The 15170-nt window shown below is 42.8% G+C and carries 18 protein-coding genes; 6 read left to right on the plus strand and 12 right to left on the minus strand.

Features of this window, described 5'->3' with window-relative positions:
- The first annotated feature begins 2 nt into the window (after positions 1 to 2).
- On the plus strand, positions 3 to 2072 hold the full coding sequence (locus tag AC6JA8_RS10510; RefSeq protein WP_497973752.1) for an alpha/beta fold hydrolase: 2070 nt from the start codon (positions 3 to 5) through the stop codon (positions 2070 to 2072).
- Here the strand turns inward: AC6JA8_RS10510 and AC6JA8_RS10515 are convergent.
- Positions 2055 to 2414 carry an Hpt domain-containing protein gene (locus tag AC6JA8_RS10515; RefSeq protein WP_497973753.1) on the minus strand — a complete coding sequence of 120 codons (360 nt, stop codon included), beginning with the start codon at positions 2412 to 2414 and terminating at the stop codon, positions 2055 to 2057. The two genes, AC6JA8_RS10510 and AC6JA8_RS10515, sit on opposite strands and share 18 nt — an antisense overlap.
- A 70-nt stretch (positions 2415 to 2484) precedes the next feature.
- Here AC6JA8_RS10515 and AC6JA8_RS10520 point away from each other — a divergent pair, with 70 nt between their 5' ends.
- Entirely contained in the window at positions 2485 to 2805 is a 321-nt protein-coding gene (locus AC6JA8_RS10520; protein WP_497973754.1) for a hypothetical protein, read from the plus strand.
- Positions 2806 to 2842: 37 nt separating this feature from the next.
- On the opposite strand, the gene AC6JA8_RS10525 is transcribed toward AC6JA8_RS10520, so the two are convergent.
- From AC6JA8_RS10525 to murI, 6 genes are all read right to left on the minus strand, one after another.
- Positions 2843 to 3574, minus strand: coding sequence for a hypothetical protein (locus AC6JA8_RS10525; RefSeq protein ID WP_497973755.1), 732 nt, complete (start codon positions 3572 to 3574; stop codon positions 2843 to 2845).
- A 77-nt stretch (positions 3575 to 3651) separates the two neighbouring features.
- Complete coding sequence (locus tag AC6JA8_RS10530) at positions 3652 to 4824, minus strand: hypothetical protein (protein ID WP_497973756.1); 1173 nt, start codon at positions 4822 to 4824, stop codon at positions 3652 to 3654.
- The gene (locus tag AC6JA8_RS10535) at positions 4817 to 5413 is read right to left on the minus strand and encodes a basic helix-loop-helix domain-containing protein (RefSeq protein ID WP_142409398.1); all 597 of its coding nucleotides are present in this window, start codon (positions 5411 to 5413) and stop codon (positions 4817 to 4819) included. The genes AC6JA8_RS10530 and AC6JA8_RS10535 overlap by 8 nt, the downstream gene beginning before the upstream one ends.
- Before the next feature lie 66 nt (positions 5414 to 5479).
- Positions 5480 to 6205, minus strand: coding sequence for an ATP-binding protein (locus AC6JA8_RS10540; RefSeq protein WP_497973757.1), 726 nt, complete (start codon positions 6203 to 6205; stop codon positions 5480 to 5482).
- 51 nt (positions 6206 to 6256) lie between these two features.
- On the minus strand, positions 6257 to 7537 hold the full coding sequence (eno, locus tag AC6JA8_RS10545; RefSeq protein WP_497973758.1) for a phosphopyruvate hydratase: 1281 nt from the start codon (positions 7535 to 7537) through the stop codon (positions 6257 to 6259).
- A gap of 10 nt (positions 7538 to 7547) precedes the next feature.
- The gene (gene murI, locus AC6JA8_RS10550) at positions 7548 to 8330 is read right to left on the minus strand and encodes a glutamate racemase (protein WP_497973759.1); all 783 of its coding nucleotides are present in this window, start codon (positions 8328 to 8330) and stop codon (positions 7548 to 7550) included.
- Positions 8331 to 8404: 74 nt separating this feature from the next.
- Between murI and AC6JA8_RS10555 the strand changes: the two genes are divergently transcribed.
- Entirely contained in the window at positions 8405 to 9151 is a 747-nt protein-coding gene (locus AC6JA8_RS10555; protein WP_497973760.1) for a hypothetical protein, read from the plus strand.
- 1 nt (position 9152) lies between these two features.
- Here AC6JA8_RS10555 and nth read toward each other — a convergent pair whose 3' ends face one another.
- A complete protein-coding gene (nth, locus tag AC6JA8_RS10560; RefSeq protein ID WP_497973761.1) occupies positions 9153 to 9806 on the minus strand; it encodes an endonuclease III in 654 nt (217 codons plus the stop codon).
- A gap of 133 nt (positions 9807 to 9939) precedes the next feature.
- Here nth and AC6JA8_RS10565 point away from each other — a divergent pair, with 133 nt between their 5' ends.
- Genes AC6JA8_RS10565 through AC6JA8_RS10575 form a run of 3 tightly spaced genes read left to right on the plus strand, consistent with a single transcriptional unit; the run spans position 9940 to position 11243 of the window.
- Complete coding sequence (locus AC6JA8_RS10565) at positions 9940 to 10665, plus strand: protein-glutamine glutaminase family protein (RefSeq protein WP_497973762.1); 726 nt, start codon at positions 9940 to 9942, stop codon at positions 10663 to 10665.
- Positions 10666 to 10962 (plus strand): hypothetical protein, encoded by a 297-nt coding sequence (locus AC6JA8_RS10570; RefSeq protein WP_102243792.1) that lies wholly within the window; start codon positions 10666 to 10668, stop codon positions 10960 to 10962.
- Between the two features lie 32 nt (positions 10963 to 10994).
- The gene (locus tag AC6JA8_RS10575; protein WP_102243793.1) at positions 10995 to 11243 is read left to right on the plus strand and encodes a hypothetical protein; all 249 of its coding nucleotides are present in this window, start codon (positions 10995 to 10997) and stop codon (positions 11241 to 11243) included.
- A 3-nt stretch (positions 11244 to 11246) separates the two neighbouring features.
- Here the strand turns inward: AC6JA8_RS10575 and AC6JA8_RS10580 are convergent, their stop codons facing one another.
- From AC6JA8_RS10580 to AC6JA8_RS10595, 4 genes are all read right to left on the minus strand, one after another.
- Entirely contained in the window at positions 11247 to 12389 is a 1143-nt protein-coding gene (locus AC6JA8_RS10580; RefSeq protein ID WP_497973763.1) for a TadA family conjugal transfer-associated ATPase, read from the minus strand.
- 14 nt (positions 12390 to 12403) lie between these two features.
- The gene (locus tag AC6JA8_RS10585) at positions 12404 to 12964 is read right to left on the minus strand and encodes a hypothetical protein (RefSeq protein WP_497973764.1); all 561 of its coding nucleotides are present in this window, start codon (positions 12962 to 12964) and stop codon (positions 12404 to 12406) included.
- Between the two features lie 126 nt (positions 12965 to 13090).
- Entirely contained in the window at positions 13091 to 13363 is a 273-nt protein-coding gene (locus tag AC6JA8_RS10590) for a hypothetical protein (RefSeq protein WP_497973765.1), read from the minus strand.
- Positions 13364 to 13365: 2 nt separating this feature from the next.
- Positions 13366 to 15162 (minus strand): S8 family peptidase, encoded by a 1797-nt coding sequence (locus AC6JA8_RS10595; RefSeq protein ID WP_497973766.1) that lies wholly within the window; start codon positions 15160 to 15162, stop codon positions 13366 to 13368.
- Positions 15163 to 15170: the final 8 nt, after the last annotated feature.

The raw sequence follows: 15170 nt of genomic DNA on the forward strand, positions 1-15170 counted from the left end.
TCATGGAACATTTAAATTTAAGAGCCTACTGCGCCCAGTTTTTGGAAGACGATCGTCTTGGGGACCTTCCTTTTTTTAAAGAAGAAGACTACACCTCAAATTACCGCGATCTTATTGAACTTTCATTGTCACTGGCCGACTCTCTTAAAGATGAAGACCATTATTACGCTTTAAAAATCGACTCCCCTTATTTTTTCTTTGCCCATTTACTCGCTTCTATCTTTGCCAAAAAAGATGTAGTGGTGCTCTCTTCTAAAGAACCGGACAATGCTCTTTTGGATTATCAAAAGGTCCTGGGATTTAAAAGGGTCATCACCGGAGTTATCGGATCAGGAAAAAAAGACACTTCCTTTCCCGACTTGGAAATCCCTGAATCGGCCATGGCCTTTAGTATTTTGAGTTCTGGTTCAAGCGGGCCTTCAAAAGCAATTTTTCTTTCTTTAAAAAATGTCTACTCATCTGCTTCGAGCGTGATTGATTTTTTTAAGATGAATAAATTCGACACGACTTTTATGAATCTCCCTCATCACCACATTGGCGGGATGATGATATTATGGAGAGCTTTTTTTAGCATGGGCTCTTTAACCAATGTGCGAGAAAATGACTTTCAATTTATTTCCTTAGTGCCGCTGCAGTTTAAGCGCGCTCTGACTGAGCCCCAGGAACTTTCAAACTTAAAAAAGTGCCGCGGAATTCTCATTGGTGGAGCTCCTTTAAGTGAAGAGCTAAAATTAGAAGCGAAAAAAGAAAATCTTCCTGTTTTTGAAACCTATGGCATGAGTGAGACTTCTTCACTGGTCATGCTCAATGGAACTCCCTTAAAAGGTCAGACGGTTAAACTCGATGAAAACGGATACTTTTTAATTAAAGGGCCGACTCTTTCTCCGGGCGCACCTGTGGATGATGAAGGTTTTTTCCATACCAAAGATATTGGTACTCAAAATAGCGATGGCACATTTTCTTTCTCTCACCGTGGGGATATTCTTTTTAAAAGCGGTGGCGAACTCATCAATCCCATTGAAGTGGAAATGAAAGTTAAAGAACTCCCATGGATCGCAGAGGCCGTCTCTGTCGGGGTTAATCACCACGAATGGACCAAGGCCCTGGCCCTGGTTTTTAAGAGTACGGACCCCGATAAAACAATTGATGATATTAAGGCCCATTTAAAAAAAGAACTTCACCCTTATCTCATCCCTCGCTACTTTTATCCGGCAGGAAAAGACCTGGTAAAAGAAGGAATGAAGCCAAAGCGTTTTGAAGTGGCGAACTTTGCCCGCGAAGAGTTTTTTAAAAATCTTCTACACTATCTCTACATTCCTCACCCCGATGCTAAAAGGCTTGTCGTGTTCTTCCATGGTTTTATGGAAGATCACACCGATATGATTCCTTTAATGGATTCTCACCATCAGTGCGCTTATCTCTTTATTGATTTCCCAGGCCACGGTAAAAGCCGTGCAGGGGCCTTTAAAAAGCGCGAAGATGTCTTCTACTACCTAAGCGAGTTGATTCTCTTTAAAGCTCAGGGACTCCCTTACACGCTTTATGGCTACTCTATGGGAGGAAGGGTTGCTCTTGAATTGGCCCTTGATTATTTAAGGCCGGAGCAATTGATTTTGGAGTCTTCACACTTTGGGTTTAAGACGGCCGAAGAAAAAAGGATGAGGCTTGAATCTGACCGCATGCTTTTTAAAGATGTCAAAGATGAGAGTGACCTGAAAGTATTCTTTGAAAGCTGGTATAAAAATCCGATTTTTACCGGTTATAACCAGACTTCCCACTACCCAATCGATTTGGAAAAAAAACTCGCGCATTCTCCCAAAGAATGGCAGGCCTCAATGGAGTTTAACTCTCCGGGAAGCTCGCCTTATTTCTATCAGGAAGTCATGGCAAAACTCTCGCTCTTAAAAGTTGTGGGAATTATCGGGAGCCTGGATGGTAAATACAAGGCGCACTTTAATGAGGTCAAAAATCAACTGGCCGATTTTCATTTATATGAAATTGAAAGTGCCGGCCACAATCCACACAAAACGCACTTGAGCGACATCAAAACAATTTTAAGAAATTTTATCTAGAGATTTTTTCAACACGACAATTTCATAAAGAAACAGCATCAGCTGATCTTCCAGGCGATTAAGCAGTATGTGAGAATCATCAAACTGCGCTTTTTGCCCGCGCAGTTCTAACTCATACGCCAGCATCGCTCCATCCTCAGCAAAGAAGTTGCTAAACACTCCCTTAAAAGTATGGGCGTTTAAACGAAGCTTATCTGCATCGCGCTCCTGGATTGAGTCGCGGATTGGGCCCAGCAGGTCTGGGTAGGTGTCCTGGAAAATAGAAATCATCTCCAGGAGGACTTCCTCATCCCCTTGGAACTGTTGCATTAAATGTGGCCCGTTGAATGACTTGTAATCCATACCTTCGCTATCTTAACTAAAAAACCTTTACGATTAAAGCTTTTTCGTTTTCCGACCGATACGCTCAGGTATGACAGATGGAGTTCGCAAGCTCGATTTATTAAGAGGTTTTTACCGTGCCCAGGCCCGCGCCTCAGGCAGTGAGAATGCCGAACTCAAAGAGATCGCAAACGAACTTAAAATCGCCAATGAATTAAAGGCAGAGGAAGAAGTAGAGATTACCAATGCTACTGGTTCGCCTTATCTTCAGGATCAATCCTGGCAAAAAAAGGGAGTTCTTTTAGGCTCGGCCGAAGAGACCGACTGGAAGAAAGTTAAGAGCTATGAAGAGACCCATGATAAAACTCTTCCACTCTCCAGAGAAAATCTCAAAAAATTAAATATCATCTAAAAACAAAAAAGGGACCCGAAGGTCCCTTTTTTTATGTCTACTTTTTACCTTTTTTCTTTTTCATCTTAATTAGGAAGAATGCAATCGCTGCCACTGCAATGATTCCGATGATCGTTGTCGTCTCATCACCACCAGAGCCATCTTTACCTTTTTTCTGCATTGAGATGTCAGCTTGTGTCCCTTGGTCTGGAATGTATGTTCCTTCTCCAATTAAGTCACCTTCTTGTTGCTTAGCTCTCGTTGCTCCTTGAGCATTTGATTTTTGATCGAATACTTTTAGAGTGGCAATAATCTTTTCAAAAATATCCTGGTAAGCATCGTAGTGATCTTTAGCAACTGAGAACGTTACAGCGATCCCTAGAGAGTCTTTTACCGTCGCTAGGTATCTTGTATAGAAACCTGGAACTTCAGAAGCTAAGTGAAGTGAGTCAACCCATTTCTGTCCGTTGATCTCTCTTACTGTTACTGATTTTGCTTCTGAAATTTGCGTCTTTCCACCTGGAAGTGTAAATGACTTCGGCGCTTTTAAGTAAGCTTGGTATTCATCAAGAGAGTCTTGCTCTCCTCTATATTTAGCGGCCAAAATGATGATGGCCTCTTTCTTACGGTCTTTATTTTCACTCTGACAAACCCACTCAGATCCTTCCAGAGCACAGTCCCAACCATTGGGAAGTTCGAACTCTGAGAACTGGCTAGAAAATGTCTTAGCAAAAACATTTGCCGAAAGCGCCAGGGATAGAGCGATAAACATTAAACGAAAGCTTTTCATGCCGTTTCCTCAAGTTTTAATAATAATAGTTTAATTTTATCACCATGCTGATTATTATCAAACAGTTAAATTCTTTCCTAGTACCCGCGAGCGGCGAAACCCGGTTTAATTTCAATCTCTTTGTACTTTTTCACTAGCTTAATAATTGACCAATCTGCCCCGACTTCATAAGCGATGCCACTTCCTACCAGGACGTTACCGCCAAAATAATCTGTCTGGTAGATATCAAACTTCATCCCTTTTTCAACATCGGTCGATAGACCCTGGTCGATACGAATGAAATTCCCTCTGGCTGAAACCTTTAAGACGGAACCATCGACAATATACTCTTTAAACGACTCCACCTTCACCGACTCTGGTGTCACCCCTTCAGAGTTCCACGTAAGGCTTGCCAAAAGCGAGCTTCCTTTATCTGTCGAGCGCCCCGAAACCACGGTCTGCCCTTTGATCCCAAAAAGGATTTTATCAAAAGCATAGTTGGCCCCGACATAAGGCGCGAGCTTTTCGCGGTTAATGCTGTAGAAAAGTTTTGAGGCCCCTGTGGACTGAACTGGTTTTAAAAGCGGTGTCTCAGTGAACTGATCTTTTTTAAGTGAATAAATCCCCTCTACACCGGCCAGAAGACCAAGCTTCGTAAAGCGGTACATCCCTTCAAGCTTGTAGACAACTTCTTCTGAGTTGTCGTTGGCCGGGTTGTTGTAACCCACTTTCATATCCCATTTCCATGAAGGTGATGAGTAAGTGGCCAGGAGGTCTACACCGTACTCACTTCCGGCATCTCCTAAGATAACTTCTTCTGTTGGAAGCTGGGCCGTTCCATCATAAGTAGCATTTGAATAAAGTGTCTGGCGGTAGTGGGCAGCAATGGCGTAGCGAAGATTGCCAATAGGATCAAAAGCATATTTTCCTTCAATCGCTACAGACTCAGGGCCAGAATTAGTTGCAGTGACATCATTTAATGTCGACGTAACACTTCTAAAGCGCCCAAAAAGAGTGGCCTCAAGATTTTTACTAATCCCATAAGACACGCCAAAATCCACATCGATCAGACGGTACTCTGATCCGTCAGCAAGAGTTGTTTCAACTCCCTCTTCATCAATGGATGCAGAAGTCTGCCAGACCATTGCACTGGTCATAATAGAATAGGCCTTAGGGTTTAAAAGCTCTGCTCCCCCGCGGTGAGCGGCCAGGGCAAAAGCATCAGCAAGAGGCAGAGACATCAGGGAGATCAGACAAAGTAATTTACGCATACAATTGGTTCACGAAAAAAAAATGATTCCGGTTATCGAAATCAAAAAGGTTATTCTTGTTTTTCCACTCTCTGGGAGTTTTAAGAAAAAGCACAAAGCTTTCGGCCACCATCACAAAGGGAGAAGAAAATTCGATCTTGGCCGTTTCAATCGCTGCTTCCATACTGTCGGTGAATTCAAATCGACCGATAGGTAAAAGCGGATTGCCGGCATTTTTACTTTTATTAAATTTTACTCCATATTCTTTTAGAAAAAAATAGAGCGATTCCTGACAGTGTAAGATGTCTGGCGAGATGATCGGAGTCAGGGAGAGCACTCCTTTTTTCCCCATAGAAAAAGTGATGCCATTAAACTCCATTTGCGAAAGAGCATCCAGTCCATAAAGGTGCCCTTCAAGCAGCTCCGTGAGCTCTTCAACAAATTTTGTCTCATCTTCTTTTCTTTGAAAGTCGACTGAAAAAGGCGGAAGGATCGTCAGCTGAAGGACTTCAGCTTTTTCGAATTTGGGATCAAAGCGCTTCCTGAAGCTTTCGATCTTTTTATAGTGGATAGAGCCTGGATCAAACGTTAATCCGATAAAGTATTCCATGCTCACTCCTTCTTGGATTGATTCTATACTTAATAGATTAAGAATAATTTAGACTGGTGACAAGCCTTAAGCAGCGTTTTTCTCGGATTTTACTGCCTTCGTTGGAAGGAAGAGACGATTCACCCACGTGTTCTCGAAGATCTCAAAAGAAAAACTCCCGCCGTTTTCTTCAGCGAGATGATGAATAGACTCTAACCCCAACCCTTGAATTGGAGTCACGTTTTCGGCCAGGATTACCTGTGATAAATACTCTGGTAAATTTCCTTCATCAGTTTTTTTCATGTAATTCTTGGTTTTAATAAATAGCCCGGTCTCTTTTAAAAAGAACTCAAACTCCACCGATTCCACGCGTGCTTCGGCGATGTTTTTAACCAGGTTGTTCATAATGCGATAAAAGCATGGGTAATAAATCTGTGCGCTCTCAACTGATGGCCCTTCCATCTTAAAACTTGAACTGACGTTCATGTCCCCCATATAGGTCGCAGAAAGCTGAGCAAAAGAGAGTTTGGCCACGCTAAAAGGCACCCAGTCTAACGTCACGGCCAGATTCTTGTGTCTGAAGTTATAGTGATCACGGATAAGGCTCTGAAGAGTTTTAATCTCTCCTACCAACATCTTGAGATCAGCGGCAGGAACATCTTCTTTCTCAATTTCTTTTTGTCCTAGATAAAGAAGCAGCCCGTGAGTGTGATTGATGACATCGTGGAAAAAAAGGCGCTCTTTTAAATCTCCTTCAAGAGGAAGGGGGTTATTCTGAGCAGTTGGTGGAGATTTCTTTTTTAAAGTAAACACAGGATCCTCTCTTTAAGCTTTGCGCTTTTTGAGAAGACCCTGTGACAATGACTATTTTACCGGGATGTAAAGTGCGTCTGCCCCAAGCTCTTCTTCAATGCGAAGAAGCTGATTGTATTTTTCCATACGGTCAGATCTGCTCGCTGAGCCTGTCTTGATGTGCGCACAACCTGTGGCCACAGCAAGATCAGCAATGAAAGAGTCGCCGGTTTCCCCTGAGCGGTGTGAAACGATGGCCTTGTAGTTGTTGTTGAACCCAAGATCCATTGCTTCGAAAGTTTCGCTCATTGTTCCGATCTGGTTTACCTTCACCAGAATGGCATTTGCTTCACCTGCTTTAATCCCCGCTTCAAAAATCTTTTTGTTCGTTACGAATAAATCGTCTCCAACAAGAGTGACTTTTGAACCAAGAGCTTTAGTCAGCTCGATCCATCCCTGGTGATCCCCTTCATCGAGACCATCCTCAATGGAATATATCGGATACTTAGCTGCTAAATCTGAATAGTATTTAACCATGTCAGAAGTAGAAAAAACTTTCCCCTGCATATTGTATTTTCCATCCTTGTAGAACTCGCTTGCCGCTGCATCCAAAGAGATAGAAATATCAACACCCGGTTTATACCCGGCATTTGTGATCGCCTTTAAAATAAGTTCAATAGCTTCCTCGTGTGATTGAAGATCCGGAGCAAATCCTCCCTCGTCACCTACGTTAGTTGAGTGATTTCCTTCAGAAAGAACTTTCTTAAGCGAGTGAAACACTTCTACACCTGCGCGAAGGTTGTCGCCGAAAGATTTTTTCATGTGAGGAACGATCATAAACTCCTGGATGTCCAGGTTGTTTGAAGCGTGCGATCCACCGTTGATGATGTTCATTAGTGGAGAAGGCATCACATATTTTTTGTGCGAGTTTGGCGCTTTACACTTTTCAAACATGTATTTAAACAGGCTCATATTTAAATCCATTGCACCTGCACGGCAAACGGCCATCGACACACCTAAAAGAGCGTTTGCTCCAAGCTTAGATTTGTTTTCTGTCCCATCCATTTCCAGCATGATTGAATCGATCTTTTTTAGTTCCGTTGAATCCATCCCCACAATTTTTGGAGCGATGATTTCATTGACGTTTTTAACTGCTTTTAAAACAGATTTTCCCATGTAGTAAGACTTGTCGCCGTCGCGAAGTTCAAGGGCCTCCTTTGAACCAGTTGAAGCTCCTGATGGTACAGCTGCGCGTGCAAGGTTGCCGGCTTCCGTCACTACATCAACTTCTACCGTTGGGTTTCCACGTGAATCCAGAATCTGGCGGGCCTTAATAGACTTAATCTTTGACATAAAAAAATCCTTATTTTTTGAAGGGGTAATAAAAATCAGAGCGATTTTTTTTCACCCACTCGGGTTTACTGCTCGAATAAAATTCAAAAGTCTCACTAATATCACCAGGAATTTCTCCCGGCTTCACTGAAAGCTCTCTCACTCTTTGGGCCACATAAGGGCAAGGTGAAAGTGCTTTGAGTTTTAAAATATCTTCAATTTTGTTTCTCACCAACGGGTAATGAGTGCACCCTAAAATGGCATGCGTGTAGTGCTTGCCTTGAAGGGGTTCTAACTCACTCACTAAAAGCTTATCGAACTCTCCCTCATACTCGGGATGCTTATAAAGCTCTTCCACCATGCGTGCCAGGTTTTGTAGAGAATAATGGTCAATAAAACCTTTTGGGTCAAGACGCTCTTTTAACCGCTTAAAACGCTCAGATTTTCCGGTTGAAACCGTTGTCAGCACTGCCATCTTTGATGGGCCAGTTTCTTTGTAGTAAGCGTTCAGGTAAGGCTCTACACCAACAAAAGGCATCTGCGGATAAGTTGTTCGCAAGGCATCGATACTAGCTGCTGTTGCGGTATTGCACGCCACAACAATCATCTCCGCGCCTCTGGAAATCAGCTCGTCAGTAATCACAAATGTTCTTTCGGTAATGTATTCATCGGTCTTAGGACCATAGGGAGCATGAGCATCATCGCTGTAGTAAAAATACTCTGCTTCTGGGAAAGCTTTAAGGAGTTCGAAGAGGACACTAAATCCACCGATGCCAGAGTCAAAAACGCCGATCTTATGCTTAGGTGCATTCATTTTTTTGTCCACAATCTCCTTCACTCGGACTATCTTAAACAAAGATTTTATTATTGTTAAGTGGAAAACCCTGCATGCTATCGAACCTTTTTAAGAAAAACTCCTATAAGGCGCTTGAGTCCTTCTATTTAAAAGAGAACTCCCACGAAAACTTAAAAAACTACACCTGGCTGGCCCTGGCAGTAAACCAGAGAACCATTGGTGGAAGCATGTTGACTAAAGAATTGGTTTTATCCCAGGAAAACCCAAAGTCGCCTAACTGTGCCCTTCAGCTGGCCGAATTGGAAAAAGGAATCGTCCACAACGTTTTTTCTGGCAGCAAAAAAATCTACAACGGCGAAATGTTAAACGACGATGAAATTAAAAACACGCGAGTGCTTTTTAATAATCTTCTCGATGCCTTCATCGAAAAAGAAATTAAATTTTTTTCTGAAAGCATGAATAAAAGTGAATTTTCTCCAAGGCAACTTGAGGCCGAAGAAAAGGCATTGGAGTGGATGCGCGTGAGTTTTGAAGTGCTGACAAAAGCTGTGATGGAGAGCTTAACTAATCCTGAGTTTCTTTTTCAGACCACTTTTTTTGCCGGCATCAACCCAAAGAGTGGCAGAAGAGAAATGCGTTTAATGACCTTTAATCTCGATATGACGTTTTTGCTTTTAGACGACAACAACCTACGCATTTTAATCTATAACAAAAAACCAACAGATAAACCCGAAGACTTAAAACCAGCATTAATGGGTGATTATTCATTTAGAAAACGCGAGATGTTCGACCAGTTCATTGGACTTCTCTCAGCTCTGAGATCTGGAATCCACGCCTAAATTATTTTTTTGTTTTCACTGGTTTTGTTTTAAGGAAATTCAGTGACGAACAAAGCTCACACGTGAGCCCATCACAACCGCGGGCCGTGCAATGCTCTCTTCCGTAAAAAATAATCTGCAAGTGAAGCTTGTTCCATTTTTCTTTAGGAAAAACTTTTTTTAAGTCCGCTTCTGTCTGCTCGACATTTTTTCCCGACGTCAGTCCCCAGCGCTGGGCCAGGCGGTGAATATGAGTGTCGACCGGGAAGGCCGGGACACCAAAACTTTGGGCCATCACCACCGATGCCGTCTTATGCCCGACGCCAGGCAGGGCCTCTAGGTCTTCGAAGCTCGCCGGAACTTCACCGTTATGTTTGTCTAAAAGAATTTGAGAAAGCTCATGAATCGCTTTTGATTTTCTTGGAGAAAGCCCACAAGGCCTGATGATGTCTTCAATTTCTTTAACTGAGAGCTTCACCATTTTTTCTGGAGTGTCTGCACGCTTAAACAAAAGCGGAGTAATTTTATTGACCCTCTCATCCGTACACTGGGCCGAAAGTAAAACCGCAATTAAAAGAGTATAAGAATCCTTGTGGTCCAAAGGAATCGGGGTCTCTGGGTATAATTGTTCTAATCTCTCGAGGATGTAGTCTGCTTTATCTTGTTTTAAACTCATGGAATGATTATTTCAAAAGCCCCATTGCCTGTAAACCCAAATACCGGCCAAATACACTCCGGAATAAGTAAAAAAATTGCGGAAAGAAATACTTAGATATTTAAAGATTCCCTATCTGGTTTAGAATAGTTGAATGATAAAGGTCCTTCTTTTATTGACCCTGATTTTAAGCACCACGTTTCAAGCGGCCTCTGCTGGAACTCTTGCTCGTCAGATCAAGTCACTCCCGAGCGTTTTAAAAAAAGCTGGTTTGCCTCCTGCTGATTTAAACTGTAGTGGTTCACTGGAAAATCAAAGTGAAACCTCCACTCTCTACTCCCCTCACAATAGAAAAAATATCGAACTCACTGTGCTCTCTCCAAAAAGAGCAAGCGAGATTTTTAATACGTTAAAAAATGATGAGGACAACTCTTTTAACTACCCGGCCGATGGCTGTTATGCCAGAGCTCACCGCATGGCCATGGTGATGGATGAGATGGGTGTGGTTTCGGGCAAAGCTTTTGTTGAAGGTGAACTCTACGTCCAAACTTCAATGGGTGAAATTGGCTGGACTTATCACGTGGCCAGTTTAGTGCTGGTGAAAAAAGATGGGAAACTTGTCCCGACTGTTTTTGACCCGGGACTTTTTGATCACCCGGTTCCTTTTGAAGAATGGAAAGCCCTTTTATTAAAAGATTCAAAATCCTCATTTCAAAGTGAGTACTTCACAAAAAGGTTTAACTACGATCCTGATGCCCGTCATGATGACCTAGATCAATATAACGAAGAACAAGTCGAAGACATGAAGGCCGCAATCAAAGGCTTCTCGCGCTTAGGACATATGTTTGAATACATGGATAACAAGGAAAAAGGACAATAAATGAAATCACTGCTTGTCGTTGTCGCCTCAATGCTCTTTTCAACTCACCTTTCGGCGGAAACTATGAATAAGACTGAACTTACCGACTCTTTTACTGACCAGGTGAAATCCGTTTCTGAGGAAGGTCATGATTTAGTGGTCAAGTTTCACCGTCATGCGGCCATTTATAAGATAACCAAAGAACACCCGCAATTTAAGGAAATTAAAGCAAAGTTAGAAAAAGCTCAAAAAGTTGATCAAAAAATCAAAGTCGTTGCTATAATACCTTCTATGACGATTAAGGAAATCAAAGAATAGGCAAGGCCCACAAACGCTATGAGGAGAAGCTTGTGAAAATCGACGTTGTCCAAGATGCTAAAGACCACACTTACACCCTGACTATCAAAATCGACCAATTCAAATCACTGCGCGATTACGAAGTTCTTCACAACCTGGTTAATGCCATTTCATTGGACTTTGACCTGGACCCGGAAATCACCGTGGAAGACTTAAAGAATATCGTCCATGAAGCTAAAAACGAAGAATCAACCGAAGTCACCTGCGAGATCGGGCCTGAAGGAATTGATATCGAATTTTAGTTCTTAGGCAGCTTCTCCCTTATCACCTTTTAGTTTCTGGTTGTACCATTCAGGTGCAAGGAAATTGCTTTTTGGAAATGGAAGTTTGTTAACCACAATGTCTTCAAAAAATGTCGGCACGTAGTTGCATGGAACCATCTCTCCGATATACTTTCCAGTGTCCGGGTCTTTTCCTGTCTGCACCCATCTGAAAATATCGCGTGAGATGTAGTTTCCGTTTTTATCGATACCGGTAATTTCTGAAATGTGAGAAGTTCTTCTTCCCCCGTCGTGAAAGCGCGAACACTGAACGATAATCTGCATGGCAGAGCCAACCATCTTCCTTACGGCATCAGGTGGAATCTTGGTGTCACCCATCAGACAAAGTGTTTCTAAACGCGTACAAGCATCAACTGGATTATTAGCGTGAACAGTTCCCATTGAACCGTCGTGACCAGTGTTCATTACCTGGATAAGATCGAGTGCTTCTTCTCCACGAACCTCCCCAACAATAATTCTGTCGGGACGAAGTCTCATGGCCGAAATAACCAGGTCGCGGATAGAGACTTCCGTCACTCCACGTTCAGCATCAGCTTTTCTTGTTTCGAAGTTTACAACGTGTTCAGCTTTTACCTGAAGCTCGGCCGCATCTTCGATGATGATCAGACGTTGTGTTTTAGGAATGCGTGAGCCTAAAACGTTCAGCATCGTCGTCTTACCTGACCCCGTACCACCGGAAACGATAATGTTTTTCCCCAGGTAAATACAGATATCTAAAAACCTGGCGGCCTCTTTTGAAAGAGAGCCAAAAGTAATTAAATCATTCAGTGTTAATTTTTCTTTTGAAAACTTTCTGATCGCTACCGTCGTTCCGTTTTTGGCCATAGGAGGCAAAACAACGTGAATACGAGACCCATCTGGAAGACGGGCATCAAGGCGAGGATTGTCTTTATCAATACGACGTCCCACAGACTGAGCGATCGCTCTCATCGCTGAGACAAGCGCTTCTTCATTGTGGAATTGGTTTTCAACTTTATAGACCAAACCTTTTTTCTCGATGAAAATTTCTTTGGGCCCGTTGATCATGACTTCGGAAACGCCAGCATCCTCAAGGAGATCCTTGATGGGATAGAGAAACTGGTCAATGGCGTCCTTAAATACTGACATACTTTACTCTCGTCCTAATCTTCAACCGTCGCTAAATCTCTGCTGCCAAAATCAATCACCTCGCGAGGCTGATCCTTGGGAGTTTCACGATACTCGAGACGGTCGCGGTCTAAATCCATTATATCTTCTTTTAAGTCTTCGCGCTTAATCTGCACCCATTCACTAGGTGTATCTTTTGGTCGCCAGACCTTCACCACATCAGAGGCAAGTCCTCGTCTTTGTGTCTCTGCCATATCGGAAGCTTTCTCTAAAACCATGACTCTCCCATTGAAAGTCAGATTCGGGCAATTAAACTGGAAAACCCCAACTTTATCAAAAAAGACCTCTGTTTCAGCAATCTTATCTTTACTTGGAGTCGAGAATGCATTTTTATCCGGGATACTAAAACAAGCTGAATCCACCCCTACGGCCGTAATAAAAAAGCGAACTTTCTCGCCCTTGTAAACGACAATGCGGTTGGGATAAAAGCCTTCTTTACCAATGATAATGGCCTGTTCACGGTAAGGAACATCGAGTTTATTACCTTTAAAGTACGTCTCTTCCAAAGCAAAGGCCCTTTGGTAAAAAACGGCCATGACGGCGACTAATCCTAAATAAGTTAACTTTTTAATAAAAACCTCGAGCGTTTATTAATTCTCTCGAAGCTTATCGGTATCCGAGTGGATAACTTTAGTCGGATAAAATGCCCACATTCTGTGGAGTTACTTCCGGGCCTTGTAAGGAAGATTGGGCTGAACGCTGATATCTTGGCCCAGAGTCTCAATTAATTTTTTAAGACCTGGGTCTTTTTCATACTTAATCAGGTAAACACCAGGGCCCAACGGCTGCATTTTTTGCGGGGGAAGTTTTTCAAGCTTTAAGGCCAAGGCCTCTTTGTTTTTCGCATTCTTGATCGTCACAATATACTCTCCTTCGAGTGGTTTTTTAAAACCAAACAATAGAAGGAGAATAAAACTAAAAACTATTTTTTTCATTTTTATGGAAGAATGTTGGCCGCTCCACCAAGAGGCGCCTGGATATAATTTAAAGCCCCCACAGCACTCACCGATCGACCAGTCACTGTTTTTCCAGTCAGTGATGATTGAGCTGTTCCGCCCATCTTAATAGACTTCGCAACTTCTTCATAAGTGTAATTAGGATTGTAAGCAAAAATCATTGCAGCCACACCGGCCACATGAGGTGCGGCCATCGAAGTCCCGCTGATAACATTGTAGCTGGTCGTATTTAACGTCAGTGTATCAATTGAAAAGACACTGATGTTGGCACCTAAATCAGTTCCAGAACTATCAGTTAAAAGATTAAAACCCACACTCACAGTTGAGCCGATGTGTGAACTCAAGTCGTATTCTTGAGGAAGCGCATAACCATCAGTAGACCCTGTAAAAGAGTCGAGAACAGTTCCTCCTGACATAGGATCACCTGAGCCCGATTTTTTATTGATCGTCACGTAATCAGCGTTATTTTCCAAGTCGTACATGGCATAGAAATTAACTGTCGCTGCTGAAACAGATGAGCTGATAGAGAACGCTTTCCATGCTCTGGCATCATTGTTGTTAGCATATCTAGCGCTCGAGTAATTATAGTTTGACGGGTTCACCAGACACGCTGTCGGCGAACCAAAGTTAAGCGATTTGTAGGCCCATGGACTTCCTGCTGTACTGGTAAAAGTCCATCCGCTGGTCAATGAATCTGACACTGAAGCATTTGTTCCCGGCCATGTGCTGACAATATTCACGCCGGGAGCACCGACATCAACACTTGTTGTTCCATAGTTTGAAAAAGAGGCCAGTGAATAATTCTGAGTTAAAGCGGCCACGCAAATAACGTTGGCCTGAGTGAAGTTACATGGATACATCGGAAGTGATTCGTTGTTAGTCCCATCATTTCCTGCTGCCGCTACAATTAACACTCCATGGTTTTGAGCGTAATCAATGGCCGCACTGTAAGCAGCATCATAACTATCTCCACCCAAACTCATATTGATAACTTTGGCCCCATTATCAACCGCAAAATAAATTCCGGCCACAATGCCAGCCGATGTACCACTTCCAGTAGTTCCTAAAACTCTCACGGCCATCAGGCTTGATCGCCAGCACACTCCGGTTGATCCCACACCATTATTTCCGCGCGCCCCAATCGTTCCGGCCACGTGAGTTCCGTGTCCGTTTAAATCCATTGGGTCATCGTCGTTATCAACATAGTCATAACCATGGTTAGGGTATGCACCTCCACCATTCCACATATTCGATGAAAGGTCTGAATTATTGTAATTGATTCCCGTATCCAAAACGGCCACTGTGACAGAAGAACAATCTGTGATTGTATTCCAGGCGTACTCCGCCTGCATATCTCTTCCGGCCACTCCTGGGTTATTAGTGCTTGAAGGTGTGTCTTTTCCTCCGGCCGTTGTAATTGTTTGCGCAGTATTTTTTAATCCCCAAAGTTGACCGTAACGAGGGTCATTGGGAACAGCTAGCGCTTTATAGATATAATTAGGCTGAGCGTATTCGACATCCGGGTCATTTTTAAAATCTAGAATCGCCTGCTTCATATCTGTTTTACTAACTAGTTTGACTCTGGCCAGACCGCGATTGTAACGGGCCAGTCTTTTATGCCCTTCTCTTTCAATAGAGATTTTCTGATTATTGGCAGAGACTGAAGATTTATACTTCACCAGGATTTCCCCTGGGACGTAATTAAGCTTGGGCGCTTTGGCAAAAGCGTTCACATTTAACAAACTCAATGACAGGCACATCAGTATTTTAAATTTCATCTTGTCCA

Source organism: Bacteriovorax sp. HI3, assembly GCF_059738875.1.

What these genes read in the sequence shown, in the direction of transcription:
- AC6JA8_RS10510 (WP_497973752.1), top strand. Translation starts at nt 3, where the DNA reads ATGGAACATTTAAATTTAAGAGCCTACTGCGCCCAGTTTTTGGAAGAC.
- AC6JA8_RS10515 (WP_497973753.1), bottom strand. Translation starts at nt 2,414, where the DNA reads ATGGATTACAAGTCATTCAACGGGCCACATTTAATGCAACAGTTCCAA.
- AC6JA8_RS10520 (WP_497973754.1), top strand. Translation starts at nt 2,485, where the DNA reads ATGACAGATGGAGTTCGCAAGCTCGATTTATTAAGAGGTTTTTACCGT.
- AC6JA8_RS10525 (WP_497973755.1), bottom strand. Translation starts at nt 3,574, where the DNA reads ATGAAAAGCTTTCGTTTAATGTTTATCGCTCTATCCCTGGCGCTTTCG.
- AC6JA8_RS10530 (WP_497973756.1), bottom strand. Translation starts at nt 4,824, where the DNA reads ATGCGTAAATTACTTTGTCTGATCTCCCTGATGTCTCTGCCTCTTGCT.
- AC6JA8_RS10535 (WP_142409398.1), bottom strand. Translation starts at nt 5,413, where the DNA reads ATGGAATACTTTATCGGATTAACGTTTGATCCAGGCTCTATCCACTAT.
- eno (WP_497973758.1), bottom strand. Translation starts at nt 7,537, where the DNA reads ATGTCAAAGATTAAGTCTATTAAGGCCCGCCAGATTCTGGATTCACGT.
- murI (WP_497973759.1), bottom strand. Translation starts at nt 8,330, where the DNA reads ATGAATGCACCTAAGCATAAGATCGGCGTTTTTGACTCTGGCATCGGT.
- AC6JA8_RS10555 (WP_497973760.1), top strand. Translation starts at nt 8,405, where the DNA reads ATGCTATCGAACCTTTTTAAGAAAAACTCCTATAAGGCGCTTGAGTCC.
- nth (WP_497973761.1), bottom strand. Translation starts at nt 9,806, where the DNA reads ATGAGTTTAAAACAAGATAAAGCAGACTACATCCTCGAGAGATTAGAA.
- AC6JA8_RS10565 (WP_497973762.1), top strand. Translation starts at nt 9,940, where the DNA reads ATGATAAAGGTCCTTCTTTTATTGACCCTGATTTTAAGCACCACGTTT.
- AC6JA8_RS10570 (WP_102243792.1), top strand. Translation starts at nt 10,666, where the DNA reads ATGAAATCACTGCTTGTCGTTGTCGCCTCAATGCTCTTTTCAACTCAC.
- AC6JA8_RS10580 (WP_497973763.1), bottom strand. Translation starts at nt 12,389, where the DNA reads ATGTCAGTATTTAAGGACGCCATTGACCAGTTTCTCTATCCCATCAAG.
- AC6JA8_RS10585 (WP_497973764.1), bottom strand. Translation starts at nt 12,964, where the DNA reads ATGGCCGTTTTTTACCAAAGGGCCTTTGCTTTGGAAGAGACGTACTTT.
- AC6JA8_RS10590 (WP_497973765.1), bottom strand. Translation starts at nt 13,363, where the DNA reads ATGAAAAAAATAGTTTTTAGTTTTATTCTCCTTCTATTGTTTGGTTTT.
- AC6JA8_RS10595 (WP_497973766.1), bottom strand. Translation starts at nt 15,162, where the DNA reads ATGAAATTTAAAATACTGATGTGCCTGTCATTGAGTTTGTTAAATGTG.